This window comes from Microbacterium neungamense (assembly GCF_024971095.1).
GTDB classification, from domain to species: Bacteria; Actinomycetota; Actinomycetes; order Actinomycetales; family Microbacteriaceae; genus Microbacterium; species Microbacterium neungamense.
The window spans coordinates 1,808,765-1,834,323 of record NZ_CP069717.1 but is presented as its reverse complement, the minus strand read 5'-3'; the positions used below and the strand labels follow the sequence as shown (position 1 = coordinate 1,834,323).

Annotated in this window: 26 protein-coding genes; 14 read left to right on the top strand and 12 right to left on the bottom strand. The window is 70.9% G+C overall.

What is annotated here, in order from left to right; translation table 11 throughout:
* Nucleotides 1-29: 29 nt before the first annotated feature.
* Nucleotides 30-761, bottom strand: a complete 732-nt coding sequence (locus JSY13_RS08875) for a response regulator transcription factor (RefSeq protein WP_272653315.1) — start codon at nt 759-761, stop codon at nt 30-32.
* Nucleotides 762-870: 109 nt separating this feature from the next.
* On the opposite strand from JSY13_RS08875, the gene JSY13_RS08870 reads away from it, so the two are divergent.
* Nucleotides 871-2,100, top strand: a complete 1,230-nt coding sequence (locus JSY13_RS08870; protein WP_259606345.1) for an FAD-binding oxidoreductase — start codon at nt 871-873, stop codon at nt 2,098-2,100.
* A 67-nt stretch (nt 2,101-2,167) separates the two neighbouring features.
* On the opposite strand, the gene gnd is transcribed toward JSY13_RS08870, so the two are convergent.
* Nucleotides 2,168-3,616 (bottom strand): NADP-dependent phosphogluconate dehydrogenase, encoded by a 1,449-nt coding sequence (gene gnd, locus JSY13_RS08865; protein WP_259606344.1) that lies wholly within the window; start codon nt 3,614-3,616, stop codon nt 2,168-2,170.
* 57 nt (nt 3,617-3,673) lie between these two features.
* Nucleotides 3,674-4,522: an NAD(P)-dependent oxidoreductase gene (locus JSY13_RS08860; RefSeq protein ID WP_259606343.1), complete on the bottom strand. Its 849-nt coding sequence runs from the start codon at nt 4,520-4,522 to the stop codon at nt 3,674-3,676.
* Here JSY13_RS08860 and JSY13_RS08855 point away from each other — a divergent pair.
* The 4 genes from JSY13_RS08855 to JSY13_RS08840 are packed head-to-tail and all read left to right on the top strand — an operon-like array spanning nt 4,521 to nt 7,758.
* Nucleotides 4,521-5,168: an MFS transporter gene (locus JSY13_RS08855; RefSeq protein ID WP_259606342.1), complete on the top strand. Its 648-nt coding sequence runs from the start codon at nt 4,521-4,523 to the stop codon at nt 5,166-5,168. The two genes, JSY13_RS08860 and JSY13_RS08855, sit on opposite strands and share 2 nt — an antisense overlap.
* On the top strand, nt 5,165-5,947 hold the full coding sequence (locus JSY13_RS08850) for an SDR family NAD(P)-dependent oxidoreductase (protein WP_259606341.1): 783 nt from the start codon (nt 5,165-5,167) through the stop codon (nt 5,945-5,947). The genes JSY13_RS08855 and JSY13_RS08850 overlap by 4 nt, the downstream gene beginning before the upstream one ends.
* Complete coding sequence (locus tag JSY13_RS08845; protein ID WP_259606340.1) at nt 5,947-6,678, top strand: fumarylacetoacetate hydrolase family protein; 732 nt, start codon at nt 5,947-5,949, stop codon at nt 6,676-6,678. Before JSY13_RS08850 ends, JSY13_RS08845 begins: the two co-directional genes overlap by 1 nt.
* Before the next feature lie 45 nt (nt 6,679-6,723).
* Entirely contained in the window at nt 6,724-7,758 is a 1,035-nt protein-coding gene (locus JSY13_RS08840) for a zinc-binding dehydrogenase (protein ID WP_259606339.1), read from the top strand.
* A gap of 5 nt (nt 7,759-7,763) precedes the next feature.
* On the opposite strand, the gene JSY13_RS08835 is transcribed toward JSY13_RS08840, so the two are convergent.
* A complete protein-coding gene (locus JSY13_RS08835) occupies nt 7,764-7,889 on the bottom strand; it encodes a hypothetical protein (protein ID WP_259606338.1) in 126 nt (41 codons plus the stop codon).
* Nucleotides 7,890-8,097: 208 nt separating this feature from the next.
* Here JSY13_RS08835 and JSY13_RS08830 point away from each other — a divergent pair, with 208 nt between their 5' ends.
* Both JSY13_RS08830 and pth read left to right on the top strand, forming a co-directional pair.
* Nucleotides 8,098-8,715 carry a 50S ribosomal protein L25/general stress protein Ctc gene (locus JSY13_RS08830; RefSeq protein WP_259606337.1) on the top strand — a complete coding sequence of 206 codons (618 nt, stop codon included), beginning with the start codon at nt 8,098-8,100 and terminating at the stop codon, nt 8,713-8,715.
* A 110-nt stretch (nt 8,716-8,825) separates the two neighbouring features.
* On the top strand, nt 8,826-9,404 hold the full coding sequence (gene pth, locus JSY13_RS08825; protein WP_259606336.1) for an aminoacyl-tRNA hydrolase: 579 nt from the start codon (nt 8,826-8,828) through the stop codon (nt 9,402-9,404).
* Nucleotides 9,405-9,480: 76 nt separating this feature from the next.
* On the opposite strand, the gene JSY13_RS08820 is transcribed toward pth, so the two are convergent.
* Nucleotides 9,481-10,029 (bottom strand): hypothetical protein, encoded by a 549-nt coding sequence (locus JSY13_RS08820; RefSeq protein WP_259606335.1) that lies wholly within the window; start codon nt 10,027-10,029, stop codon nt 9,481-9,483.
* Between the two features lie 23 nt (nt 10,030-10,052).
* Nucleotides 10,053-11,057 carry a tryptophan--tRNA ligase gene (gene trpS, locus JSY13_RS08815; protein ID WP_259606334.1) on the bottom strand — a complete coding sequence of 335 codons (1,005 nt, stop codon included), beginning with the start codon at nt 11,055-11,057 and terminating at the stop codon, nt 10,053-10,055.
* 191 nt (nt 11,058-11,248) lie between these two features.
* On the opposite strand from trpS, the gene JSY13_RS08810 reads away from it, so the two are divergent.
* A complete protein-coding gene (locus tag JSY13_RS08810; protein WP_259606333.1) occupies nt 11,249-12,460 on the top strand; it encodes an NAD(P)/FAD-dependent oxidoreductase in 1,212 nt (403 codons plus the stop codon).
* A gap of 79 nt (nt 12,461-12,539) precedes the next feature.
* Nucleotides 12,540-12,788 (top strand): sigma-70 family RNA polymerase sigma factor family protein, encoded by a 249-nt coding sequence (locus JSY13_RS08805; protein WP_259606332.1) that lies wholly within the window; start codon nt 12,540-12,542, stop codon nt 12,786-12,788.
* A gap of 82 nt (nt 12,789-12,870) precedes the next feature.
* On the opposite strand, the gene JSY13_RS08800 is transcribed toward JSY13_RS08805, so the two are convergent.
* The 6 genes from JSY13_RS08800 to JSY13_RS08775 form a co-directional block, all read right to left on the bottom strand.
* Entirely contained in the window at nt 12,871-13,713 is an 843-nt protein-coding gene (locus JSY13_RS08800; RefSeq protein ID WP_259606331.1) for an exodeoxyribonuclease III, read from the bottom strand.
* Between the two features lie 140 nt (nt 13,714-13,853).
* Nucleotides 13,854-14,621 carry a succinate dehydrogenase iron-sulfur subunit gene (locus JSY13_RS08795; protein WP_259606330.1) on the bottom strand — a complete coding sequence of 256 codons (768 nt, stop codon included), beginning with the start codon at nt 14,619-14,621 and terminating at the stop codon, nt 13,854-13,856.
* 2 nt (nt 14,622-14,623) lie between these two features.
* Complete coding sequence (sdhA, locus tag JSY13_RS08790) at nt 14,624-16,429, bottom strand: succinate dehydrogenase flavoprotein subunit (RefSeq protein WP_259606329.1); 1,806 nt, start codon at nt 16,427-16,429, stop codon at nt 14,624-14,626.
* Nucleotides 16,430-16,454: 25 nt separating this feature from the next.
* Nucleotides 16,455-16,913, bottom strand: a complete 459-nt coding sequence (locus JSY13_RS08785) for a succinate dehydrogenase hydrophobic membrane anchor subunit (RefSeq protein ID WP_259606328.1) — start codon at nt 16,911-16,913, stop codon at nt 16,455-16,457.
* Nucleotides 16,913-17,347 (bottom strand): succinate dehydrogenase, cytochrome b556 subunit, encoded by a 435-nt coding sequence (sdhC, locus tag JSY13_RS08780; RefSeq protein WP_259606327.1) that lies wholly within the window; start codon nt 17,345-17,347, stop codon nt 16,913-16,915. Before sdhC ends, JSY13_RS08785 begins: the two co-directional genes overlap by 1 nt.
* Nucleotides 17,348-17,699: 352 nt before the next feature.
* A complete protein-coding gene (locus tag JSY13_RS08775; RefSeq protein WP_259606326.1) occupies nt 17,700-18,683 on the bottom strand; it encodes a hypothetical protein in 984 nt (327 codons plus the stop codon).
* A 306-nt stretch (nt 18,684-18,989) separates the two neighbouring features.
* Between JSY13_RS08775 and JSY13_RS08770 the strand changes: the two genes are divergently transcribed.
* From JSY13_RS08770 to JSY13_RS08750, 5 genes are all read left to right on the top strand, one after another.
* Nucleotides 18,990-20,102: a mannose-1-phosphate guanylyltransferase gene (locus JSY13_RS08770; RefSeq protein ID WP_259606325.1), complete on the top strand. Its 1,113-nt coding sequence runs from the start codon at nt 18,990-18,992 to the stop codon at nt 20,100-20,102.
* Nucleotides 20,103-20,252: 150 nt separating this feature from the next.
* The gene (locus JSY13_RS08765) at nt 20,253-21,350 is read left to right on the top strand and encodes a BMP family lipoprotein (RefSeq protein WP_259606324.1); all 1,098 of its coding nucleotides are present in this window, start codon (nt 20,253-20,255) and stop codon (nt 21,348-21,350) included.
* A 103-nt stretch (nt 21,351-21,453) separates the two neighbouring features.
* Complete coding sequence (locus JSY13_RS08760) at nt 21,454-22,962, top strand: ABC transporter ATP-binding protein (protein WP_259606323.1); 1,509 nt, start codon at nt 21,454-21,456, stop codon at nt 22,960-22,962.
* A complete protein-coding gene (locus tag JSY13_RS08755) occupies nt 22,959-24,230 on the top strand; it encodes an ABC transporter permease (RefSeq protein WP_259606322.1) in 1,272 nt (423 codons plus the stop codon). The genes JSY13_RS08760 and JSY13_RS08755 overlap by 4 nt, the downstream gene beginning before the upstream one ends.
* Nucleotides 24,227-25,507 carry an ABC transporter permease gene (locus JSY13_RS08750; RefSeq protein WP_259606321.1) on the top strand — a complete coding sequence of 427 codons (1,281 nt, stop codon included), beginning with the start codon at nt 24,227-24,229 and terminating at the stop codon, nt 25,505-25,507. The genes JSY13_RS08755 and JSY13_RS08750 overlap by 4 nt, the downstream gene beginning before the upstream one ends.
* Nucleotides 25,508-25,559: the final 52 nt, after the last annotated feature.

The following is a 25,559-nucleotide window of genomic DNA, read 5'->3' as shown; positions in this document are numbered from 1 at the left end:
ACTGCAGGGTCAGGGGGCGATGGAGCACGTCAGGCCTGCGGAGCCTTGATCATGTAGCCGACGCCGCGCACGGTGTGCAGCAGCGGGGTGCGGCCGGCGTCGATCTTCTTGCGGAGGTAGGAGATGTACAGCTCCACGACCGACGACTTCCCGCCGAAGTCGTAGCTCCACACCCGGTCCAGGATCTGGGCCTTGGACAGCACGCGCCGCTCGTTGCGCATCAGGTAGCGCAGCAGCTCGAACTCGGTCGCCGTCAGCTCGATCTCGTCCTCGCCGCGGATCACCTCGTGGCTGTCCTCGTTCAGGCTGAGATCGCCCACTCGCAGGATCGCCTGCTCGTCGTCGGCGCGCACCTGCCCGGCCCGGCGGATCACGGCGCGCAGCCGGGCGATGACCTCCTCCAGGCTGAACGGCTTGGTGACGTAGTCGTCGCCGCCGGCGGTGAGCCCGGCGATGCGGTCGGCGACGGCGTCCTTCGCGGTGAGGAAGACGACGGGCACGAGGTTGCCGGACTCGCGCAGCCGGCGCAGCACGCTCATGCCGTCCAGGTCCGGCATCATCACGTCCAGCACCAGCGCGTCCGGCTCGAACTCGCGGGCGATCTGCAGGGCCTCCAGGCCGGAGGCCGCCGTGCGCACCTCCCAGCCCTCCATCCGCAGGGCCATCGCGAGCAGGTCGGTCAGCATCGGCTCGTCGTCGACGGCAAGGATACGCAGCGGGGAGCCGTCGGGACGGCGCAGTTCCGGGTGGTCGTTGCTCATGCGTCCATTGTGGGCGGCGCGCAGGAGGTCTTCCTACGAGAAGCCTATGCGAAGTCTGTGAATATCCGAGGGGTATCGCGATGTCCGACCCCCCGATTAGGTTGGCGCCATGGATGCTACGCAGACACTGCGGCCACGAACCGCAGCAGACATCGCCGCGCTCGTGCGGCGGGCGGGCTCGCAGCCCGTCACCGTGATCGCCGGGGGCCATGGCCCCTGGTCGCATCTCCCGGCCGAGGGCATGCGGATCGATCTGTCCGCGATGGATGCCGTGCAGGTCGAGGACACCCTGGTGCGCGTCGGCGGCGGCGCGACGTGGGGCGCCGTCGCCGATGCGCTCGCCGGTCACGGCCTCGCCATCAGCTCCGGCGACACCCGCTCCGTCGGCGTCGGCGGGCTCACCCTGGGCGGCGGCATCGGCTGGATGGTGCGCGCCTGGGGGCTCGCGTCCGACCAGCTCGTGGGCGCCCAGGTGGTCACCGCCGCCGGGGACGTCGTCGAGGCCTCGGCGGACGAGAACCCGGACCTGTTCTGGGCGCTGCGCGGCGGCGGTGGCAACTTCGGCATCGTCACCCGCTTCGACTTCCCGGCGCACCGGCTGCCGGGGATCGCTTTCGGCGAGTACCTGATCGGGGACGAGGCCGACCGCGGCGCCGTGCTGCGCGCCCTGCGCGACGTGCTTCGCGATGCCCCGCGCGAGTTGACCGTCACCTTCATGGACGTGCCGGCGATGGACCCGAGCGCTCCCGCCGGCGCGCGCCTGGCCGCGGTGTGGGCGGATGCCGATCCCGGCGCCCTGGAGAGCGTGCTCGCGCCGGTGACCTCCCTCGACGGTGTCGTCGGGGACGTCTCGACGCCCGCCTACCGGGAGATCCTGATGGAGGCGCCGCAGCCGCCCGACCCGGATGCCGCCCCGCCGGGCTTCCTCGGCGGCAACGGGCTGTTCCGTGAGCTGGACGACGCGCTCATCGACCGGCTGGTCGCCTTCCGCGCAACCTACCCGGCGTCGGTGATCTTCCTCCGCTCCCTCGGCGGCGCGTTCGGTGACGTCGCGCAGGAGGACTCGCCGTTCCCCGCGCGCGAGGCTACCTGGTTCGCGATGGCGGCCGGCTTCGACGTGCCGGGCATGCTCGATGAGGCGACCCGCACCGCGATCCTCGCCGACGCGGACGCCATCGCCGCCGGCAGGCTCGCCGAGTACGGCAACTTCGCGCCCTCGGAGCGGCCGGATGCGGTCCCGGGGATGTTCACCGAGGCGGCGTACCGGCGGCTGCGGGAGACGAAGGCGCGGTGGGATCCGCAGAACGTGTTCCGCCGCAACCACAACATTCCGGCGTGATCACGACCCCGAACGAACGACGGGGCCCGGATGCCGAGCGGCATCCGGGCCCCGTGTTCCGCGGAGGTCAGTGGGTGTCCACGGCCTCGACCTCGCTGCGGTCGCCGGACCAGAGCGTGTGGAAGGTGCCCGGCTTGTCGATGCGGCGGTAGGTGTGCGCGCCGAAGAAGTCGCGCTGCCCCTGGACGAGGGCCGCGGGCAGGCGGTCGGCGCGGATGCCGTCGTAGTAGGACAGCGAGGACGAGAACGCGGGGGCGGGGGTGCCGGCGGTGGCCGCGGCGACCACCACGCGCCGCCATGCGGCCTGACCGCGGGTGAGCGCCTCGGCGAAGTACGGGGCGGTCATCAGCACCGGCAGCTCCGGGTTCTCCGCGTAGGCGTCCGCGATGCGGTTGAGGAACTGAGCGCGGATGATGCAGCCGCCGCGCCAGATCTTCGCGATCGCGCCGAGGTCGATGTTCCAGCCGTACTCGGCGGCGCCGGCGCGGATCTCGTCGAAGCCCTGCGAGTACGCGACGATCTTCGAGGCGTACAGCGCCAGGCGCACGTCCTCGATGAAGGCGTCGTGGTCGTCCACCGTGAACGGGGCGTCCGGTCCCGGCAGCGACGCGGCGGCCTCGCGCTGCTCGGGGTGGCTGGAGAGCGAGCGGGCGAACGTGGCCTCGGCGATGCCCGATACCGGCACGCCGAGCGAGAGGGCGGTCTGCACCGTCCATGCGCCCGTGCCCTTCGCCCCGGCCTGGTCCAGGATCACGTCCACCAGCGGCTTGCCGGTCTCCGCGTCCACCTGCCGCAGCACCTCGGCGGTGATCTCGATGAGGTACGACTCCAGCTCGCCCTTGTTCCACTCGGCGAAGATGTCGGCGATCTCGGCCGGCGTCTTGCCGGTGCCGCGGCGGATCAGATCGTACGCCTCGGCGATGAGCTGCATGTCGGCGTACTCGATGCCGTTGTGCACCATCTTCACGAAGTGTCCGGCACCGTCGTGCCCGACGTGGGTGACACACGGCTCGCCCTCGGCCACCGCGGCGATCGACTTCAGGATCGGCCCGAGGGTGACCCAGGACTCGTCCGAGCCGCCCGGCATGATCGACGGGCCGAGCAGGGCGCCCTCCTCGCCGCCGGAGATCCCGGCGCCGACGAAGTTGATGCCGGTCTCGCGGACCGCCTTCTCACGGCGGATCGTGTCGGGGAAGTACGCGTTGCCGCCGTCGACGATGATGTCGCCCGGCTCGAACACCTTGACCAGCTCGTTGATCACGGCATCCGTGCCCGCGCCGGCCTTCACCATGATGATCGCGGTGCGCGGCTTCTGCAGGCTCGCGGCGAACTCCTCGTAGGAGTACGCCGGGATGAAACCCGCCTCGGGGTGTTCGGCGATCACCGCATCCGTCTTCTCGCGGCTGCGATTGAAGATCGCCACGGTGTTTCCCTCGCGGCTGGCGAGGTTCCGGGCGAGGTTCGACCCCATGACGGCGAGTCCGACGACTCCGATGTTTGCTGCGGCTTCGGGCACAGATGGCTCCTCGATCGTGGATGACGGGTGGTTTCAGGGTATCGGCTGAGGTCAGGGTCAGGAGCGCTCCGTGTCGTCTCCGGCCTGCGACCGCTCGGCGACGTACCGTCGGGTGACGGCGATGTCGCGATCACCGAGGCCGGCTGCGACGAGATCGTCGAATGCTGCGCGCAGCGCGGGCCGCATGACCGCCGACGTGCCGGTGGACGCTGCGATGTCCGCCGCGAAACGCAGATCCTTCACCATGTAGCGGGCGACGCCGCTGGGGGAGTCGTCGCCTGCCACGAGCTTCTCGCGCCTGCTGTCGAGCAAGCGGGATCCGGCGTACCCGCCGGAAAGCAGCCCCCACATCCTGTCCAGGTCGAGACCCGAGCGCTCCGCCAGTACGGTCGCCTCACCGAGGGCGAGGATGGTGGCGGACACCACGAGCTGGTTGCAGGCCTTCGCCACCTCGCCGGCGCCCAGGGGCCCGAGATGCACCGCGGTGCCGCAGGGGGCGAGCACCCCGGCCGCCACCGCGACGTCTTCGTCGTCTCCGCCGAGCATGATCGACAGCGCGCCGGATTCCGCGCCGTCCTCGCCGCCGGAGACCGGGCAGTCGACGAGGCGCACCCTGTCGTCGGTGAGGGCTCGGAGCCGCTGGTCAAGGGCCCTTACCTCCGGCGCCGAGGACGTGGAGCCGACCAGGATGAGCAGGTCTCCGGCGCCGGCGAGCAGGCCGTCGTCGCCGTGCAACAGACTCTCGAGCTGCGGAAGGTCGGGCAGCATGCTGAGCAGCACGTCGACGCGGCCGGCGAGTTCACGTGGGGTCTGCGCCCACGCCGCTCCGGCCTCGATCAGCTCGGGCTGCGGGCGTCGCGCGTGCACCGTCAGCTCACCGCGTGCGGCGAGGATCCGCTGAGCCATGCGGATGGCGGAGAACGGCGGCTCCTACATGTTCTCGACCCTGGGCCTGGCGTTCTTCGTCGCCGTGGCCGGCGAGAACGCCGACAAGGGTCTGCTCACCTGGGGCGTGACCCTCGGGTCGCTGATCGGCATCTTCTCCGTGCCGATCGCCGGGCACCTGTCCGACCGCTTCGGACGGCGCACCGTCTACCGCTTCGGCGCCGTCTTCATGCTCGTGTACACGTTCCCGGCCTGGTGGCTGATGTCGCTGGGCAACCACGCCGTCGCGATCGCCGTGATCGCGATCGGCATCGGCGTGGCCGTGAACACCATGCTCGGCGCGCAGTGCGCGATGCTGCCGGAGCTCTTCGGCAACCGGCACCGCTACCTCGGCGTGGCCATGGCCCGTGAGATCTCCGCCGTGCTCGCCGGCGGTATGGCCGGTGTCCTCGGCGCCTACCTGATCGCCGTCAGCGACCACAACTGGCTGCTGCTGGCCATCTACATGACGATCCTCGCGCTGATCACCACCGCGTCCACGTTCCTCGTGCCCGAGACGCTGCGCCGCGACCTCACCCGCGTGGACGACGCCGTCAAGGTGTCCCGCGACGAGCACGGCGAGGGCGTCTCGGCCACCACCGTCACGATCCGGTCGGTGCGCGCATGAGCCTCCCCGCCGGTCTCACCCTGTTCGACCTCACCGGCCGCACCGCCCTCGTCACCGGGTCCACCCGGGGAATCGGGCGGGTGCTGGCGGAGGGCCTGTCCGCCGCCGGGGCGACGGTCGTCGTGCACGGCCGGGACGCCGCGACCGCGGCCGGCGTCGCCGCGGACATCACCGCGGCGACCGGCCGGCCCGCGCGCGGTGCGGCCTTCGATGTGACCGATGCCGCCGCCGTCGATCGTGGCATCACGGCGATCGAGGAGGAGTACGGCGGCATCGACATCCTCATCAACAACGCCGGGATCCAGCGCCGCGCGCCGATCGCCGAGTTCGCCGATCAGGACTGGGAGGAGCTCGTGGCGACGAACCTGTCGGCGGTGTTCCTCCTGTCGCGCCGTGTCGCGCGCGGCATGATCCCGCGCGGCGCGGGGAAGATCATCCAGATCGGCTCGGTCCAGTCGCAGCTCGCCCGCCCGTCGATCTCGGCCTATTCGGCGACCAAGGGCGCGATCGTGATGTTCACGAAGGGGCTGTGCGCGGATCTCGCGCCACACGGCATCCAGGCCAACGTCATCGCGCCCGGCTACTTCGCCACCGCGCTCACCCAGCCGCTGGTCGAGGACGAGCAGTTCTCCGCCTGGGTACGCGGCCGCACGCCCGCCGGGCGCTGGGGCGACACCCGCGACCTCGTCGGTGCGGCGGTGTTCCTCGCCAGCGCCGCGAGCGACTTCGTCAACGGGCAGACGATCTTCGTCGACGGGGGAATGACGGCGGTCGTCTGATGAGGATCGTCCGCGTCCGCACCACCGCCGGCATCCGTCACGCGCGTCTGGACGGGGAGAGACTCCAGCCCATCGAGGACCCGTACACCGCGTTCGCCGCGGGCCGGGTGCCGCGGGATGCCGGCGAGGCGATCACCGGCGCCGTGCTCGCGCCGTGCGATCCGCGCGTGCTCATCGGCATCGCGCAGAACGGCCCGGGTCACGACTCGCCCGTACAGGCGTGGCTGAAGAGCCCGCGCACGGTCGTCGCCGACGGCGCGCCGGTGCGTCTTCGGCGGGACGCGGGCACCACGGTCGCGGAGGGCGAGATCGCGGTCGTCATCGGACGGGACACCGACGGGCTGACCGCCGGCACTGCCCACGACTACGTGCTGGGCGTCACCGCCGTCAACGACCTCTCCAGCCCCGAGCGCGGAGAGTGGGATCCCCGCAACTTCGAATCGAAGTCCGGCGCGGGATACACACCGCTCGGCCCTTGGATCGACACGGAGGCCGGCATCGACGACGTCCCTCTGGAACTGTCGGTCGACGGCGCCGAGCCCATCGCCACCGGCTCCCGCGACCTGCCGGTGCCGATCCGCGAGTGCCTGGCGTACGTGACGCGGTGGTCACCGCTCGGTCCCGGCGACGTCGTGATGACCGGCGCCCCGTACGAGCAGGCACCGGTCCGGCCCGGAGCGCGCATGACCGTCCGCGTGGCGGGTATGGTGCTCAGCACGCCGACCCGCTGACCGGGCGCCCGCCGGATGCCGAGCCTCCCGAAGGAGACGAAAGAAATGGACAACCCCGGAGTTGTCGCGTACGCGGCCAACGACCTGCGCATCGAGGACGTCGGCGAGCCGCGCCCCGCCCCGGACGAGGCGATCGTCGAGATCGCCTACGGCGGCGTCTGCGGGTCCGACCTGCACTACTGGATGCACGGTGCGGCCGGGGCCTCGATCCTGCGCGAGCCGATGATCCTCGGCCACGAGGCATCCGGCGTCGTGGTGAGCCCGGCCGCCGACGGCACGGGCCCCGACGCGGGGACACCCGTCGCCGTGCATCCGCTCACCGCCCGCGGCGACGGGGTCACGCCGTGGCCGGAGGACCGCCCCAACCTGGCGCCGGCATCGACCTACCTCGGCTCGGCGATGCACCTGCCGCATACCCAGGGCGCGTTCGCCCGCCGGGTCGCGTTGCCGGCGCGGATGCTCTACGCACTGCCCGACGGCCTGGACCTGCGCACCGCGGCGCTGGCCGAGCCCGCGGCGGTGGCCTGGCACGGCCTGGCGCGGGCCGGGGACGTGCGCGGCAAGCACGTCGCGGTGATCGGCGCCGGCCCCATCGGCCAACTGGTCGTCGCGGTCGCCCGGCGCGCTGGCGCGGCACGGATCACCGCGACCGACCTGCATCCGCTGCCGCTCGAGATCGCGTCATCGCGGGGAGCCGAGACACTGGATGCGCGTGACGCGGAGGCGATCGCAGCGCTGCACGCGGATGTCGTCGTGGAGTCCAGCGGGACCGTGCCCGGGCTCGCCTCGGCGGTCTCCGCGGCGGTCCGCGGCGGGACCGTGGTGCTGCTCGGCCTGCAGCGCGCGGGCGACGTGCCGGTGCCGATGGCGACGGCGATCACGCGCGAACTGACCCTGCTCGGCTCGTTCCGCTTCGGCGCCGAGTTCGCCGACGTCATCGCCGCTCTCGCCGACGGATCGCTCGACGTGAGCGGGATCGTCACGCAGGAGCTCGGCGTGGATCAGGCGCTTGAGGCGTTCGAGGTCGCGGCCGACCCGTCCCGGTCCAGCAAGGTGCTGCTCGCGTTCGACCAGCGCTGAGTCGCTCAGTCCTTGCGGTAGCCGGAGCGGCCCATGCTGAACATGGCCGCGGCGGCGCCGATCGTGCCGCAGACGGTGATCGCGCCGATCAGCCAGAGGACCACGTGGGAGAGGAAGGCGCCGTCGAACATGGGAACAGCCTATCGGCTCTTCGGGTAGCATGGAGACGTTCCTCGGCGAGGGATGGCGTCCGTGTGGGCTCATCCGTTATCGACGCGGCGATGTGAGCCTCCTGGTCAATTCGAGCGTGACGGCTTCGCCTCCTCGTGTCCGCGTCCGAGGCGCCGAGACCCCATGACCACCGTGCGGCCCGCCGCACGTCCCGAAGGAGAACCCCTCATGTCCGAAGACACCAAGGTCCACGCCGAACTGCGCACCGAGTTCGGCAAGGGCTTCGCCCGCCGCCTCCGCGCCGCCGGCAAGATCCCCGCCGTCATCTACGGCCACGGCACCGAGCCGGTGCACGTCGCCCTGCCCGGCCACCAGGTCTCGCTCATCATCCGCCGCGCGAACGCGCTGCTCGACCTCGACATCGAGGGCCGGAACGAGCTCGCCCTGGTCAAGGACGTGCAGAAGGACCCGGTGCACCAGATCATCGAGCACATCGACCTGCTGGTGGTCAAGAAGGGCGAGAAGGTCGCCGTCGACCTGCCGGTCGTCGTCGTGGGCGAGCCCTTCCCGGGCACCATCGCCAACCTGGACGCCGCGACCCTCGCTGTCGAGGCGGAGGCGACCCACATCCCGGAGCACGTCGAGGTCGATGTCGAAGGGCTCGAGGAGGGCACCCACATCACCGCCGCCGACGTGAAGCTCCCCAAGGGCGTGACCCTGGTCGCCGACCCCGAGACCCTCGTCGTGGCGATCTCGGTGCCGGCTGCCACCGTCGCCGAGGAGAACGAGGAGGCCGCCGAGGGCGCCGAGGCCGCTGAGGCCGCCGAGGAGTCCGCCGCGGAGTGATCCGCTGACCACCCGTGCGGGGGGAGGGGGCGCGAGTGCATCGCGTCCCCTCCTCCGTCTCCCGGCCCGGCGCCGGGCATCCGCTCGTCCGCCGACCGAAGGGAACCGTGATGGACGACACGTGGCTGATCGTGGGCCTCGGCAACCCCGGCCCCCGTTACGAGGCGACGCGGCACAACATCGGGCAGATGGTGCTCGACGAGCTCGCCCGGCGTCGCGGTGAGCGCTTCCGCGAGCACAAGGCCGGGGCGCGCGTCGTGGAGACCCGCCTGCGCCCCGGCGCAGCACGGCTGGTGCTCGCCAAGCCCAACAGCTTCATGAACGTCTCCGGCACGCCGGTGGCCGCTCTCGCCCGCTTCTATTCGGTGCCCGCGGAGCGGGTCGTCGTGGTGCACGACGAGCTGGACATCCCCTACGACAGCATCCGGATGAAGATCGGCGGCGGACACGGCGGGCACAACGGCGTACGCGACGTGGCACGCGCGCTGGCGACGCCGGAGTTCCTGCGCGTGCGCGCCGGGATCGGCCGGCCGCCCGGCAGGCAGGACCCGGCCGACTGGGTGCTGGCGCCGTTCGGCGCGGAGGAGCGCAAGACGCTCCCGATCTTCCTGTCAGACGTCGCGGATGCCGTGGAGCAGCTCGTCGAGGACGGGCTGCTGGCCGCGCAGCAGAAGCACCACTCCCGCTGACACCACTCCCGCTGACACCACTCCCGCCGCCGACCGGGCCCGCCACTGACGCCGGCCGGGCCGCGTCGGCGCGTGCTCAGGCCGCGCCGAGCGTCGCCGCCGCGCCGGCGGCGGCCCCGAACCCGATCAGCACGCTCACGGTGACGCCGAACAGCACCGGCCCGAGCGCGGCGAGGACGATGGCGGCGATACCCTGACCGCGGCCCCGCCGCTTCACCGTCGCGACGATGCCGAGCACGAACGCCGCGGTGCCGAGCACGGTGCCCGCCCAGAAGGCGATCTCGGCCCAGAGCACCTGATCGCGGGCGGGGGAGAGCAGAGCGGTGCTGGTGATCCCGCTCGCCGCACCCGTCGCGAAGACATCCGGCAGGATCCGCCCGATCTGGAAGCCCATCACCCCGCCGAGGAGCGGGGCTCCGATCGCGGCCAGCAGGGCGAGGACGAGAGCGAGGATCCCCATGGTCGCGGAGGCGCGCGGCGCGGCGTCCGGCACCGTGTACGAGCCCGCAGGAGCCGGGTACCCGCCCACCGGCACCCGGTACGCGCCGGGCGGGGCCTGGTACGCCGGAACCGGCGGCACCGCGGACGGCGGCGGCCCCGGGACGGGCGGGACGGGATCGGTCACGCCACCATCCTAGGCGCCGGCCCTCAGACCCGGCGCAGCAGGCCGACCCGGTCGTAGACCTCCGCGAGCGTGGCATCCGCGACCGCATCCGCCTTCGCCGCGTTCATCGCGAGGATGCGGTCGAGCTCGGCGGGATCGTCGAGCAGCTCGAGAACGCGCTCGCGCACCGGGCCGAACTCGTTCACCACCACCTCGGCGAGCCCCTTCTTGAAATCGCCGTAGCCGCGTCCGGCATACTCGTCCTCGATCGACCCGACCTGACGGCCGGTCAGCGCCGCGTAGATCGTGAGCAGGTTCGACACCCCCGGCTTGTTCTCGCGGTCGTAGCGCACCGAGCCCTCGTTGTCGGTGACCGCGCGCATGATCTTCTTCGCGGTCTTCGCCGGCTCGTCGAGCAGCCACAGCACACCGGCGTCGCTCTCGGCGGACTTGGACATCTTCGACGTCGGGTTCTGCAGGTCGTAGATGCGCGCCGTCTCCTGCTGGATCACCGGCATCGGCACCGTGAACGTCTCGCCGAAGCGGGCGTTGAACCGCTCCGCGAGGTCGCGGGTGAGCTCCACGTGCTGCTTCTGGTCGTCGCCGACCGGGACGACGTCGGCCTGGTAGAGCAGGATGTCGGCGGCCATCAGCACCGGGTAGGTGAACAGGCCCACCGAGGTCGCCTCCGCGCCGTAGCGGTTGGACTTGTCCTTGAACTGCGTCATCCGACCGGCCTCGCCGAAGCCGGTGATCGTGCTGAGGATCCAGGCCAGCTCGGCGTGCGCGCGTACGTGCGACTGCACGTACAACGTCGACCGCGACGGCTCGATGCCCGCGGCGATGTACTGCGCGGCGGTGCGCCGGGTCTTCTCCCGCAGCTCGGCCGGGTCCTGCGGCACGGTGAGCGCATGCAGGTCGACCACGGAGAAGAAGGCGTCGTACGAGTTCTGCAGATCCCGCCACTGCAGGAGCGCCCCGATGTAGTTGCCGGCCTGGAGGGAGTCGGCGGAGGGCTGCATTCCGGAATAGAGGCGGGATCTCGTCACGACATCAATCCTATGGGGGCCGCGGAGCCGCCCCGTCCGCGGTCGTGCCGGCCGAGGGCGCCTCCGGCTGTCGATCCTCCCCGGGCTGTCACCGTTCCTCCCCGGGCTGTCGCCGATTCTGCCCCTGGCTGTCACAGATCGGCGCCGGGCGGCGTCTCATGTGCACATGCTCTCGACAGGAGGTCATCGCCATGCAGAACAACAGCAGCATCGAGGTCGTCGTGCTCGGCGGCGGATACGCCGGCACGATCGCAGCGAACCGGCTCACGCAGGACCCGCGGGTCCGCGTCACGCTGGTGAACGCACGCCCGCAGTTCGTGGAGCGGGTCCGGCTGCACCAGCTGGTCGCCGGATCGCACGCCGCGGTCGCCGACTTCTCGGACCTGCTCGCCCCGCGCGTGCGGCTGGTCGTCGGCACGGTCACCGCGATCGACGCCCCCCGACGGACGCTCTCCCTCGAGGACGGCTCGACGCTGGGCTACGACTACCTCGTCTACGCCGTCGGCAGCGCGACCGACACCGCGCACGTCCCGGGCGCCGCGGACCACGCCCTGACGCTCTCCACGCTGGAGGAGGCCGAGCGGCTGCGCGCGGTGCTCGCGGGCACCCCGGACACCGCCCCCGTGGTCGTCGTGGGGGCAGGCCCGCTCGGCATCGAGGTCGCCGCGGAGCTGGCCGAGCGCGGGCGGGCCCTCACCCTCGTCTGCGGGGCGCAGCTCGGCCCGTACCTGCATCCGCGTGCCCGCCGCCGCGTGGCGCGTCGTGTCACCGAGCTCGGCGTCGCGATCATCGAGGGCGCCGGGCGGCCGCCGTGCATCCGCACCGCGTCGTGCTGGACGACGGACGCGAGCTGCCCAGCGCGGCGACCGTGTGGACGGTCGGTTTCGCCGCGGGCGGGCTCGCGCGGCGCAGCGGGCTGCGCACGGATGCCGAGGGCCGGCTGCTCGGATGAGACACTGACGAGTGTGGACGACGAGCGGATCGTGGCGACCGGCGACGCGGCGGCGCCCTCGGGCCTGCCGATGCGGATGAGCTGCCAGGCGGCGCTCCCGCTCGGCTCGCACGCGGGAGACACGGTGCTCAGCCGCATCGCAGGCCGCGAGCCGGCCGAGTGGGACCGCGCGATCGGCGCGATGTGCATCAGCCTGGGACGGGCGGATGCCGTGTTCCAGCTGTCCCGCCTGGACGACACCGCGACGCCGGTGTTCGCCAGCGGCCGCGTGGGCGCCATGGTGAAGGAGGAGGCGTGCGCCAGCCCGATCAAGCAGATCTCGAAGGAGGCCAGGAAGCCGGGATCGCACCGGTGGCCGGCCCGCGACCGGAGCCGGGCGGCGAAGCTCGCGGCGCGTTCGACAGGGACCGGGGAACCGGCCGCCGCGGTGCGGGAGAGCGCGGCGCGATGACGGCCGTCGACCGTGCCACCGCGGTGTTCGTCGCCCACCGCAACTGATCGCCGACGGCGGCGGCCTCAAGCGCGCCGCGTTGCGGCCGATCGTCGGCGCCGATCGGATCGTCCGCCTGCTGGCGGGTGGCGTCGCCAAGCACGCCCTGTCGCTGTCGGCGGAGGAGACGACCATCAACGGCACGCCGGCCCTGCTGCTGTACGCGGACGGCGAGCTGGACGGCGCGCTCGCGCTGCGCATCGGGCCGGACGGGGTCTCCGGGCTGTACTACGTGCGCAACCCCGAGAAGCTCTCCCGGGTGCTGTCCGAGACGGTGCTGGCGCGCTGAGGAGGCGCGGCGGGCCCGGGCGGGGCCGGACACGGGTCGGGCACGGGTCGGGCACGGACCCGTGCCGGGCGCGGCGCCGGGATCAGTAGGCGTAGTCGACGATGACCGGGGCGTGATCGCTCCAGCGTTCGGCGTAGGTCGCCGCGCGGGCGATCGCGTACCCGGTCGCACGCTCGGCCAATGCCGGCGTGGCCAGATGGTAGTCGATCCGCCATCCGCTGTCGTTGTCGAACGCCTTGCCGCGCATCGACCACCAGGTGTACGGGCCGTCGATCTCGCCGTGGTGCCGGCGGCCGATGTCCACCCACCCCATGCCGGTGCCCACCGTGCCGTCCACGCAGACGACCTCCTCGCCGGTGGGACCGAGCAGCCGGTCGAAGTACGCGCGCTCGCGGGGCAGGAAGCCGGCCTTGGTGCGGTTTCCGCGCCAGTTCTTGATGTCCAGCTCCCGGTGACCCACGTTGAGGTCGCCGGTGACGAGGGCGAGCGCGCCGTCGGGGGCGCCCAGTTCCCGCATCCGTTCGGTCATGGCGTCGAGGAAGCGCCACTTCTCCTCCTGGCGGGGAGTGTCCGCCTCGCCGGTGTGCACGTAGGCGCTCACGATCGTCAGCGGCCGGTCGCCCAGCAGGAAGTCCCCCTCGATCCACCGCCCGCGGGAGTCGAAGTCCTCGTCGCCGAAGTCGGTGCGGGTGGCCAGCGCGGGCCTGCGGCTGACGATGGCGACACCGGCGCGTCCCTTCGCACTGGACTCGTCGTGCACGACGGACCAGCCGGGGAACGCGGCCTCGAGGTGCTCGTCCTGCCCGCGGACCTCCTGCACGGTGAGGACGTCGACGTCGGCGGCGTCCAGCCAGGCGTTCATGCCGTTGCGGACGGCGGCCCGGATCCCGTTCACGTTGATGGAGGCGACACGCAGATGAGGCATGCTCCCAGCCTACGGGGAGCCTCAGACACCGCCGTGCGCCCGGCCTGGGCGCCGCCGTCCGCTCGGGCAGCGTCGCCGGAACGGGAACGGCGCCCTGCCCCCGGAGGAGCAGAGCGCCGTTCGACGCGGGGGAGCGGAGGTCAGCGACCGCCCTTGAGCACGGCCTGCTTGACCTCGGCGATCGCCTTGGTCACCTCGATGCCGCGAGGGCACGCCTCGGTGCAGTTGAAGGTCGTGCGGCAGCGCCACACGCCCTCCTTGTCGTTGAGGATGTCCAGGCGCACGTCGCCGGCGTCGTCGCGGGAGTCGAAGATGAAGCGGTGCGCGTTCACGATCGCGGCCGGACCGAAGTACTGGCCGTCGGTCCAGAACACCGGGCAGGAGGAGGTGCACGCCGCGCACAGGATGCACTTCGTGGTGTCGTCGAAGATCGCGCGGTCAGCGATCGACTGCACGCGCTCCTTGCCCTTCTCGGGCTCGGTGTTCGCGATGAGGAACGGCTTGACGTCGCGGTAGGCCGCGAAGAACGGCTCCATGTCGACGACGAGGTCCTTCTCCAGCGGCAGGCCCTTGATCGCCTCGACGTAGATCGGCTTGGAGATGTCGAGATCCTTGATCAGCGTCTTGCACGCCAGCCGGTTGCGGCCGTTGATCCGCATCGCGTCGGAGCCGCAGATGCCGTGCGCGCAGGAGCGGCGGAAGGTGAGCGAGCCGTCGACCTCCCACTTGATCTTGTGCAGCGCGTCGAGCACGCGGTCGGTCGAGTACAGCTCGACGTCGTAGTCCACCCAGCGCGGCTCGGAGTCCACCTCCGGGTCGAACCGGCGGATGATGAAGGTCACCAGGAACGACTGCACTCCGCTGTCCGACGCGGCGTCGGCGGGTGCCTCTGCGACGGCGTTCGACATGGTCAGTACTTCCTCTCCATCGGCTGGTAGTTCGTGATGACGACCGGCTTCCAGTCCAGCTTGATGTGGTCCTCCGGATGCGACGAGTGCGGGTCGCCGACGAGGTAGGCCATCGTGTGCTTCATGTAGGTCTCGTCGTCGCGCTGGGGGAAGTCGTCGCGCATGTGGCCGCCGCGGCTCTCCTTGCGGTTGCGGGCGGCGTAGACGACGACCTCGGCGATGTCGAGCAGGAAGCCGAGCTCGACCGCTTCGAGCAGGTCGGTGTTGTAGCGGTGGCCCTTGTCGTCGACGTGCACGTTGCGGTAGCGCTCGCGCAGCTCCTGGATGACGCCGAGGACGTGGGTGAGGGACTCCTCGGTGCGGAACACCTGGGCGCCGCGGTCCATCTCCTCCTGCAGCTTCTTGCGCAGCACCGCGATGCGCTCGGTGCCCGGGTTGTTCCGCAGCCCCTCGAGCATCTCGCGGACGTCCTTCGCCGGGTCCTCCGGCAGCGGCACGAAGTCGGCGGTGCGGGCGTACTCGACGGCGTTGCGGCCGGCGCGCTTGCCGAACACGTTGATGTCCAGCAGCGAGTTCGTGCCCAGGCGGTTCGCGCCGTGCACCGACACGCAGGCGCACTCGCCCGCGGCGTACAGGCCGGGCACCACGGTGTCGTTGTCGGCGAGCACCTCGGCGTCGTTGTTGGTCGGGATGCCGCCCATCGCGTAGTGGGCGGTCGGCATCACCGGCACCGGCTCGACGACCGGGTCGACGCCCAGATAGGTGCGCGCGAACTCGGTGATGTCGGGGAGCTTGGTCTCGAGCACCTCGGCGCCCAGGTGGGTGCAGTCCAGCAGCACGTAGTCCTTGTGCGGGCCGGCGCCGCGGCCCTCCGCGACCTCCTGCACCATGCAGCGCGCGACGATGTCGCGCGGTGCGAGGTCCTTGATGGTGGGGGCGTAGCGCTCCATGAACCGCTCGCCGGAGGCGTTGCGCAGGATCGCGCCCTCACCGCGCGCGCCCTCGGTGAGCAGGATGCCGAGGCCGGCGAGACCGGTGGGGTGGAACTGGAAGAACTCGAGGTCCTCCAGCGGCAGGCCCTTGCGCCAGACGATGCCGACGCCGTCGCCGGTGAGGGTGTGCGCGTTCGAGGTGGTCTTGAAGATCTTGCCGAAGCCGCCGGTGGCGAAGATGACCGCCTTGGCCTGGAACACATGGAGGTCGCCGGTGGCCAGCTCGTAGGCGACCACGCCCGCCACGCGGGTGGTGCCGTCGGCATCCTTCACAGTGATCAGGTCGAGCGCGTAGAACTCGTTGAAGAAGTTGATGCCGAGCTTGACGCAGTTCTGGAACAGCGTCTGCAGGATCATGTGACCGGTGCGGTCGGCGGCGTAGCAGGCGCGGCGGACCGGGGTCTTGCCGTGCTCGGCGGTGTGACCGCCGAAGCGGCGCTGGTCGATCTTGCCCTCGGGCGTGCGGTTGAACGGCAGGCCCATGTTCTCCAGGTCGATGACCGCGTCGATGGCCTCCTTGGCGAGGATCTCCGCCGCGTCCTGGTCGACCAGGTAGTCACCGCCCTTGACGGTGTCGAAGGTGTGCCACTCCCAGCTGTCCTCCTCGACGTTCGCGAGCGCCGCGGCCATGCCGCCCTGCGCCGCGCCGGTGTGCGACCGGGTCGGGTAGAGCTTCGTGATCACGGCGGTCTTCGCGCCGGGACCCGCTTCGATGGCGGCGCGCATCCCGGCACCGCCGGCCCCCACGATGACGACGTCGAACTGGTGGTAGTGCACGCCGTCGCGGACGACGGACTCCTGGGTCTGGGTAGTCACTTCTTCTCTGTTCCTGTCAATCCACTCAGTTGGCCGCGGCCTGGCACACCTCGAACAGCGCGCTGTCCGGGTTCTCGAACGTGCCGAACACTCCCGCGCACGGGTCGAACGTGAACACCACGAGCGTGCCGAGGACGATCAGCAGGGCCACCGCGAGACCGATCGCCGCCACCAGCGCCTTGCGGGCGCCCTCGTGCGTGACGTAGTCGTTCACGATCGTGCGCATGCCGTTGCCGCCGTGGATGAGCGCGAGCCACAGCATCAGCACGTCCCACCACTGCCAGAACGGGGTGGCGAACTTGCCGGCGATGAAGGCGAAGTCCAGGGCGTGGATGCCCTCGCCGACCATGAGGTTCACGAACAGGTGGCCGAAGATCAGCACGACCAGCAGCACGCCGGAGGCGCGCATGAAGACCCAGCCCCACTTCTCGAGGTTGAAGCCCCGGGGACGGCGGGCGGGGGCGACGGCGGTCTGAGCGGTCATCAGTGGGCACCTCCCATGCCGGCGAAGGCGAGCGCCAGGTGACGCGGCACGAAGCCGGCCATCAGCACGGCCCACACGCCGAGGACGATCCAGAACAGCTGGCGCTGGTAGCGCGCACCCTTCGACCAGAAGTCCACGAGGATGATGCGCAGGCCGTTCATCGCGTGGAACACGATGCCGGCGACCAGCACCACCTCGCCGAGCGCCATGACCGGGTTCTTGTAGGTGCCGATCACGGCGTTGTACGCCTCGGGGGAGACGCGGATCAGCGCGGTGTCGAGCACATGCACCAGGAGGAAGAAGAAGATCGCGACTCCGGTGATGCGGTGAAGCACCCATGACCACATGCCTTCACGGCCCCGATAGAGGGTTCCGCGCGGCGTCTTCGAGGTGGTTTCCGAAATCGACGGTGTCAAGCGAGTGCTCGTGGACACGGTCGTCCTCCCTGATCGATGCGATATCGGGCGCATGCACCGGGGCATGCCCGATCCCTGCCATCCTATTCCTGTCAGACCGCTGGGAGCGACGAAGGCGACCCTTAGCCAGCCCCAGCGCTTCCCTCCGGCCTCCCCTCCTGGCCGCAATGTGTCACGCCGTGTAGGTCGTCCTGCATCCATCCCGCACTTTCGGCCACAATGTGTCACTTGTTGCGGTTCGGGCCGCCGGAGCCGTCAGGAGAGGGGAGGAAGTGTCGCTGCGGGCGGGTCGGGCACTTCCGGAGTTGATTGTGGTGACACATTGTGTCGCGTCGGGCGGTCGCGGGGACGCGGAACGGCGCGCTGCAGGTCAGGGGCACGCGGTCCAACCGTGTCGTTGCAGCGCTGCCCGGACCATTGCGACAGCACGCGGATGCTCGCCGCGGATGTGCGACGAGGTCACCCTGACCACCTCATACCCCAGTGCCGCGTATGCGGTGTACTTGTCGATGTCGCGAACCCACTGGGTGCGCGACGTGCGGTGGTGGTCGCCTTCGACCTCGACGACGACCCCGTACTCCGGGTACACGACCTCGGACACTCCGACCAGGCGGCCGTCCCCATCACGGATCTCGACATCCAGCGCCGCCTCCGGGAGCCCACCGGCCACGGCATCCAGCCGGTACTCCGTCTCCAGCGGTGAGGCACTGCCCACCCGAATCGCCTCCAGTGCCGCGCGCAGCCTCGAGACGCCGGCCCGTGGCCCGGCGCCCGCCGCGGCCCTCAGCTGCTCGACGGTGGCGAGAGCCAGCTCCGGATGCGGCTCGCCGAACTCGTCCCGAGGGATCCTTACGATCGCATCCCCCAGCACGACGAGCTGGCGAACCGTCAGCTCCCGTGCAAGCATCGCCCAGGTCGAGGCTGGACTGGCGACGCGAAGTCCGCGCACATTCCGGATGCTCGCCAGCTCGGGGTTGACCTTGCGTGCCTTGATTCCTGGCCGCCGCGGCGCGCGGTGCGGTGCGAACACGCAGACGTGCAGTTCGTCGTCGTGCTCGACCGGCAGCTCATAGATCGCCGCCGCGGAGAGTCCCGCGACGAACGCATGCGGGGACATGATGGGCTGAAAGCTGCGCGCCATCCGCTCGACGCGTCGGCGCTGCGCTCGGTCGCGCGCGAAGGGGCGATCGTCGGATTCGATGGCCTCTTCGGCATCCGACCTTTCGCGCGTCCCCCGGAATCGCCGGCGGAGGTCCTTCGCGCGCAGCCGCGCAGCAGGAACGCCCAACGCTCGGGCATCCGACACGGAGAATGCGGGACCGAGCGCCTCTGGCAGTGCCCTTCTCTTCGTCATGTCCCGAGCATCGCGCCGGTTGCCCACCGTACGGACCGGAGATCCCGGGCTGTGGGGATAACCCGCCCCGGGCCCCGTTCTGTGGATTCTCACCCCGCCGCGCATCTGGGAGACACAATGTGGCGCGTTCCGACAGTCGAGCAGGCTGGAACCCTCGCCACGGGACACAATGTGGCGCGCCGGATGGGCGCGCGGGGCCGGCACCCTCGCCACGGGACACAATGTGGCAGGAAGGGCAGGAAGGTGAGGTCGGGCGGACCGCGCCCTCGCCGCGGGCACGGGGAGCGGGTTGGGTAGCCTGGGGGCATGCCGATCATCGAGGACTTCTACGCCGTCATCCCCGCGGGCGGCATCGGGAGCAGGCTGTGGCCGCTCTCGCGCGCGGACGCCCCGAAGTTCCTGCACGATCTGACCGGATCGGGGCACTCGCTGCTGCGGGACACCTGGGACCGGCTCGAGCCGCTGGCCGGCCACGACCGCATCGCCGTCGTCACCGGGCGCGCCCACCGCGCCGCGGTGGAGGCCGAGCTGCCCGGCATCCCGGATCGCAACGTGTTCCTGGAGTCCGAGCCGCGCGAGTCGGCCGCCGCCATCGGGCTCGCCGCGGCGATCCTGCACCGGCGCGAGCCGGACGTCATCATCGGGTCCTTCAGCGCCGACCACGTCATCCGCGGCACGCAGGTGTTCGAATGGGCGGTGCAGCAGGCGGTCCAGGTCGCCCGCGAGGGCTACATCGTCACCATCGGCATCCCGCCCACCGAGCCGTCGGTCGGGTTCGGCTACATCAAGAAGGCCGGCGAGATCGTCGTCCCGGGCGCCCCCGAGGCGGCGCTCGTGGAGCGCTTCGTGGAGAAGCCCGACCTGGAGACCGCGCAGGAGTACATCGCCGACCGCAGCTACCTGTGGAACGCGGGCATGTTCATCGCGAAGGCGAGCGTGCTGCTCGACGAGCTCGCCGCGACCGAGCCGGAGCTGCACGCCGGTCTCCTCGAGCTCGCCGAGGCGTGGGACGACCGCGACCGCCGCGGCCCCGTCGTCGACCGGGTGTGGCCCAAGCTGAAGAAGATCGCGATCGACTACGCGGTCGCCGAACCTGCCGCCGAGCGGGGCCGGCTCGCCGTCATCCCGGGCCACTTCGACTGGGACGACGTCGGCGACTTCGCGTCCCTGACGAAGCTCATCACGCACGGCCGCAAGAACGACCTCGCCGTGCTCGGGCCCAAGGCGCGGGTGCTGACGGATGCCGCGAGCGGCATCCTCGTGAGCCAGACCTCCCGGGTGATCAGCCTCGTCGGCGTGCAGGACATCGTCGTCGTCGACACCGAGGATGCTCTGCTGGTGACCACCGTGCAGCACGCGCAGCGGGTCAAGGGCGTGGTCGAATCGCTCAAGCTCACCGGCCGCGGAGACGTCCTCTAGTCGGCGCGCTCCAACCGGAGCGCGCGGGCAGCATTGCAGGTTTGTAACCTTTCGCCAGCACACTCCGGGAGAGGATGCGAGCGCGCTGAAACACTGGGTAACTTTGAGCGATCCGCGACATCCGCGGCATCCGTCTCAGGGGAGGCAACAGTGCCCATCTCTTCCACCAAGAAGCTGCTGGGGGCGACGATCGCCGCCGGCGTCATCCTCTCGCTCACCGGCTGCGGCCAGGCTCCGACCGAGTCCGGCGGCGACGGCGGCGGCGAGGCCGCACCCGACTTCCTGCCGTGCATCGTGTCCGACGAGGGCGGCTTCGACGACAAGTCGTTCAACCAGCTCTCCTTCGAGGGCGCGTCGAAGGCGGCCGAGGAGCTCGGCGTCGAGCTCAAGGACGTCCAGTCCAACGCCGAGACCGAGTACGGTCCGAACATCACCAATCTGGTGGACGAGGGCTGCGACGCCATCGTCTCGGTGGGCTTCGCGCTCTCGGCGGCCACGGTCGAGGCGGCCTCGGCGAACCCCGATGTCGACTTCATCCTCGTCGACGACGCCGCCGACAACGACTTCGACGGTGAGAAGGACGCCGAGAACGTCAAGCCGCTGCTCTACGACACCGCGCAGGCGGCGTTCCTGGCGGGCTACCTGTCCGCGGGCTACTCCAAGACCGGCAAGGTCGGCACGTTCGGCGGCCGCGAGTTCCCGACCGTGACCATCTTCATGGACGGCTTCAAGCAGGGCGTCGACCACTACAACAAGGAGAAGGGCGCGAACGTCCAGGTCGTCGGCTGGGACGGCACGACCGGCTCGTTCACCGGCGGCTTCGAGGCCAACCAGGACGCCAAGCAGGTCGCGGTCAACATCCTCGACCAGGGCGTCGACGTGATCCTCCCCGTCGGCGGGCCGATCTACCAGTCCGCTCAGCAGGCGATCAAGGAGTCCGGCAAGGACATCGCCCTGATCGGCGCGGACGCCGACCTGTTCGTCACCGACCCCAGCACGGAGGACATCGTGCTGACGTCGGTGCTGAAGGCGATGGACCTGTCCACCTACCAGGCGGTCCTCTCCAGCGGCAAGGACGAGTTCGACCCGGAGGCCTACATCGGCACCCTGGAGAACGAGGGCGTCGGCATCGCGCCGCTGCACAACTTCGAGGACAAGGTCGACCCGGCCCTGATGGAGGAGGTCGAGGCGCTCAAGCAGGCGATCATCGACGGCGAGGTCACCGTCACCTCGTACCTCGCCGAGTGACGACCCCGTGACACCGAGGAGGCCGGCTCATGTCGGCCTCCTCGGTTCGTTTCCGCCGGGGCGCCCGAAAGGCGCCGGCATCCGTCTGAATAGGATCGACCACATGAAGCTTGAACTGCGCGGCATAACGAAGAGGTTCGGCGCGCTGACGGCCAACGACCACATCGATCTCACCGTCGAGCCGGGCGAGATCCACTGCCTGCTCGGGGAGAACGGCGCGGGGAAGTCGACGCTGATGAACGTCCTCTACGGGCTCTATCAGGCCGACGAGGGGGAGATCCTCCTCGACGGCGTCGTGCAGCACTTCACCGGCCCCGGGGACGCGATGGCCGCCGGCATCGGCATGGTGCACCAGCACTTCATGCTCATCCCCGTCTTCACCGTCGCCGAGAACGTCATGCTCGGTCACGAGCAGACCACCTTCGGCGGCCGCCTCGACATCGCCGCGGCGCGGACCCGGGTGCGCGAGATCTCGGAGCGCTTCGGCTTCGACGTGGACCCGGATGCCGTCGTCGAGGACCTCCCGGTGGGGGTGCAGCAGCGGGTGGAGATCATCAAGGCGCTCTCGCGCGACGCGGAGGTGCTGGTCTTCGACGAGCCGACCGCCGTGCTCACCCCGCAGGAGACCGACGAGCTGATGGCGACGATGCGGCAGCTCAAGGAACAGGGCGCCTCGATCGTGTTCATCACCCACAAGCTGCGCGAGGTCCGCGAGGTCGCCGACCGGATCACCGTCGTGCGCCTGGGCAAGGTCGTCGGCGAGGCCTCGCCGACGGCGTCCAACGCGGAGCTGGCCTCGCTGATGGTCGGCCGCGCGGTGGAGCTGACCGTGCACAAGGAGCCCCCGCGGCTGCGCGACGAGTCCCTCGTCGTGGAGGGCCTCACCGTCACCGACCAGGCGGGCACCGTGCTCGTCGACGACGTCTCCTTCGAGGTGCGCGGCGGGGAGGTCCTGGCCATCGCGGGCGTGCAGGGCAACGGGCAGACCGAGCTGACCGAGGCGATCGTCGGCTTGCAGCCGCGGGTGCGCGGCAGCATCCGCCTGAACGGCCACGAGCTGGTCGGGCGCAGCGTCCGTGAGATCCTCGACGCCGGCGTCGGGTTCGTGCCCGAGGACCGCAGCGTCGACGGCCTGGTGAAGGAGTTCTCGATCGCCGAGAACCTGATGCTCGACCGCTCCCACGGCGGCGAGTTCGTCTCGGCCGGCACGATCCGCCGAGGTGCTCTCGACGAGTTCGCGCGCGAGAAGATCCGCGAGTTCGACATCCGCACGCAGGGTCCGGCGCAGTCCGCCGGGCGTCTCTCCGGCGGCAACCAGCAGAAGGTCGTGCTGGCGCGCGAGCTCAGCCGCGACCTGTCGCTGTTCGTGGCGGCCCAGCCCACCCGCGGCGTCGACGTCGGCTCGATCGAGTTCATCCACAAGCGCATCGTCGAGACGCGGGATGCCGGGATCCCGGTGATCGTGATCTCCACGGAGCTCGACGAGGTCAGCGCGCTCGCGGACCGCATCCTCGTGATGTACCGCGGCCGCGTCGTCGGCATCGTGCCCGGCGACACCCCGCGGGACCAGCTGGGCCTGATGATGGCCGGCATGAAGGGAGAGGGCGAATGAGCAGCGCTGACACCCGGGCACCGCTGGCCGAGCCGGAGACCCCGGTGGCGCCGTCCCGCTGGCGCGTCGCCTTCCAGAGGATCGTCACCGGCAGCGGCATCATCTCGGTGCTGGCGGTCCTGCTCGCCGTCATCGTCGGCTCGATCATGATCGCGGCCACGAACGAGGACGTGCAGACAGCCGCCGGCTACTTCTTCGCCCGGCCAGGCGACACGTTCGCCGCGATCTGGTCCGCCGTCTCCGGCGCGTACGCGGCCCTGTTCCGCGGCGCCGTCTACAACTTCAACGCCGACGACGTCCTCACCGGCCTGCGCCCGCTCACCGAGACGCTCAAGTTCGCCACGCCGCTGATCGCCGCCGGCCTCGGCGTCGGCCTGGCGTTCCGGGCCGGGCTGTTCAACATCGGCGGCCAGGGTCAGATGCTCATGGCCGCCGCCGCGGGCGGCTACGTCGCCACGATGATCGACCTGCCCTTCCCGCTGCACCTGATCGCCGCCGTCGTCGCGGGCATGGCCGCCGCGGCGATCTGGGCGGGCATCGCGGGGCTGCTGAAGGCGAGGACCGGCGCGCACGAGGTGATCACGACGATCATGCTCAACCACATCGCCGTCTACCTGCTGGCCTGGATGCTGGCCACCCAGGGCGTCTTGCAGGCGCCGGGCTCGAGCAACCCGAAGACCGCGCCGATGCCGGACTCCGCGGTGCTCCCGCTGCTGCTGGGGGAGCGCTACAAGCTGCACTTCGGCCTGCTGATCGCGCTCGCCGCGGTCGCCTTCACGTGGTGGCTGCTCGAGCGCTCCGCGCTCGGGTTCCGTTTCCGCGCCGTCGGCGAGAACCCGGCGGCGGCCAGGGTCGCGGGCATCGACGTGGGCCGGATGTACTTCATCGTGATGCTGATCGCCGGAGCGCTGGTCGGCATCGCCGGGATCAGCCAGATCCTCGGCACCGAGACGAACGGCTTCGGCGGCGGCATCGACGCCGGCATCGGGTTCGACGCCATCACGGTGGCGCTGCTCGGCCGCTCCTCGCCGCTGGGCATCCTCGCCGCGGGGCTGCTCTTCGGCGCGTTCAAGACCGGCGGCTTCACGATGCAGTCCTCGCAGGGCATCCCGATCGAGATCGTGCTCGTGGTGCAATCCCTCATCGTGCTGTTCATCGCGGCGCCGCCGCTGGTGCGTGCGATGTTCGGCCTTCCGCAGCCGGGCCGGCCGTCGCGCCGGAAGACCCGCGCGGCGGCATCGTCCACGAAGCAGGAGGTGCCGGCATGACCACCGCCGCGAACGTCGCCCCGCAGACCGAGGAGCACCGCACCATCGCGGTCGCGTCCTGGAAGGCCCCGATCATCTTCGGGATCTTCACCGTCCTGCTCGCGCTGCTGCCGGGCCTGGCACCGCGGGAGGGCGCGACCACCTTCCGCCTCACCTCCGGTGCCGCGTTCTTCACCGTGCCCGACGTCGTCGTGCCGGCCACGGCGACCGCCTGGATCGCGGTGGGCCTGCTCGCCGCCGCCACCGTGCTCGCGTTCTCGCTCGCGGCCGCGCGCCGCCGCATCCCGCTCTGGCTCGTGATCGGCTACGTCGCCGTGCTGCTGATCGGGTTCCTGGCCTGGGCGGCCGCGGGTAGCACCCTGCCGATGATCGGTCTGCTGGGCGGCGCGCTCGCCCTGGCGACGCCGCTCATCTTCGGGGCGCTGGGCGGCGTGATCGGCGAGCGGGCGGGTGTGGTCAACATCGCCATCGAGGCACAATTGCTGGCCGGCGCCTTCGCAGCGGCGATCGCCGGATCGCTGGCGGGCACGCCGTGGGCCGGGCTGGTCGCCGCGATGGCGGCGGGTGTGCTGGTCGCGCTCGTGCTCGGGCTGTTCACGATCACCTACTACGTCGACCAGGTCATCGTCGGCGTGGTGCTCAACGTGCTCGTGATCGGCCTGACCACCTTCCTGTTCCGGCAGGTGCTCGCGCCGAACACCGAGGCGTTGAACAGCCCGCCCACCTTCGACGCGGTGGCGATCCCCGTGCTCAGCGAGATCCCGGTGATCGGGCCGATCCTGTTCCGCCAGTCGTTCATCGTGTACCTGATGTTCTTCGTGGTGGCGCTGGTCTGGTACGGCCTGTACCGGACCCGCTGGGGCCTCCGGCTCCGCGCCGTCGGCGAGCATCCGCAGGCGGCCGACACGGTCGGCATCAAGGTGTTGGCGACGCGCTACCGGGCGATCCTGCTCGCCGGCGCGGTGGCCGGGCTCGGCGGCGCGTTCTACACGCTCGTGGCCGTGCCGCGGTTCAACCAGGAGATGACCGCGGGCGCCGGCTTCATCGCCCTCGCGGCGGTCATCTTCGGGAAGTGGGATCCGATCCGGGCGACCCTGGCGGCGCTGCTGTTCGGCTTCGCGACGAATCTGCAGGGTGTGCTGTCGGTGATCGGTTCGCCGGTGCCGAGCCAGTTCATGCTCATGCTGCCGTACGTCGTGACGATCTTCGCGGTGGCCGGACTCGTCGGGCGCTCCCGCCCGCCGGCGGCCGACGGCGAGCCGTACATCAAGGCATAGGCGTCACGTGCGCGGGGATGCGCGCCGCGGGCGTCGGAGTGGAGGAGAGACG

Excerpts from the sequence above, each read along its gene's own strand:
- JSY13_RS08875 (WP_272653315.1), bottom strand. The coding sequence starts at position 761 with ATGAGCAACGACCACCCGGAACTGCGCCGTCCCGACGGCTCCCCGCTG.
- JSY13_RS08870 (WP_259606345.1), top strand. The coding sequence starts at position 871 with ATGGATGCTACGCAGACACTGCGGCCACGAACCGCAGCAGACATCGCC.
- JSY13_RS08855 (WP_259606342.1), top strand. The coding sequence starts at position 4,521 with ATGCGGATGGCGGAGAACGGCGGCTCCTACATGTTCTCGACCCTGGGC.
- JSY13_RS08860 (WP_259606343.1), bottom strand. The coding sequence starts at position 4,522 with ATGGCTCAGCGGATCCTCGCCGCACGCGGTGAGCTGACGGTGCACGCG.
- JSY13_RS08850 (WP_259606341.1), top strand. The coding sequence starts at position 5,165 with ATGAGCCTCCCCGCCGGTCTCACCCTGTTCGACCTCACCGGCCGCACC.
- JSY13_RS08845 (WP_259606340.1), top strand. The coding sequence starts at position 5,947 with ATGAGGATCGTCCGCGTCCGCACCACCGCCGGCATCCGTCACGCGCGT.
- JSY13_RS08840 (WP_259606339.1), top strand. The coding sequence starts at position 6,724 with ATGGACAACCCCGGAGTTGTCGCGTACGCGGCCAACGACCTGCGCATC.
- JSY13_RS08835 (WP_259606338.1), bottom strand. The coding sequence starts at position 7,889 with ATGTTCGACGGCGCCTTCCTCTCCCACGTGGTCCTCTGGCTGATCGGC.
- JSY13_RS08830 (WP_259606337.1), top strand. The coding sequence starts at position 8,098 with ATGTCCGAAGACACCAAGGTCCACGCCGAACTGCGCACCGAGTTCGGC.
- pth (WP_259606336.1), top strand. The coding sequence starts at position 8,826 with ATGGACGACACGTGGCTGATCGTGGGCCTCGGCAACCCCGGCCCCCGT.
- JSY13_RS08810 (WP_259606333.1), top strand. The coding sequence starts at position 11,249 with ATGCAGAACAACAGCAGCATCGAGGTCGTCGTGCTCGGCGGCGGATAC.
- JSY13_RS08800 (WP_259606331.1), bottom strand. The coding sequence starts at position 13,713 with ATGCCTCATCTGCGTGTCGCCTCCATCAACGTGAACGGGATCCGGGCC.
- JSY13_RS08795 (WP_259606330.1), bottom strand. The coding sequence starts at position 14,621 with ATGTCGAACGCCGTCGCAGAGGCACCCGCCGACGCCGCGTCGGACAGC.
- JSY13_RS08785 (WP_259606328.1), bottom strand. The coding sequence starts at position 16,913 with ATGACCGCTCAGACCGCCGTCGCCCCCGCCCGCCGTCCCCGGGGCTTC.
- JSY13_RS08775 (WP_259606326.1), bottom strand. The coding sequence starts at position 18,683 with ATGACGAAGAGAAGGGCACTGCCAGAGGCGCTCGGTCCCGCATTCTCC.
- JSY13_RS08770 (WP_259606325.1), top strand. The coding sequence starts at position 18,990 with ATGCCGATCATCGAGGACTTCTACGCCGTCATCCCCGCGGGCGGCATC.
- JSY13_RS08760 (WP_259606323.1), top strand. The coding sequence starts at position 21,454 with ATGAAGCTTGAACTGCGCGGCATAACGAAGAGGTTCGGCGCGCTGACG.
- JSY13_RS08755 (WP_259606322.1), top strand. The coding sequence starts at position 22,959 with ATGAGCAGCGCTGACACCCGGGCACCGCTGGCCGAGCCGGAGACCCCG.
- JSY13_RS08750 (WP_259606321.1), top strand. The coding sequence starts at position 24,227 with ATGACCACCGCCGCGAACGTCGCCCCGCAGACCGAGGAGCACCGCACC.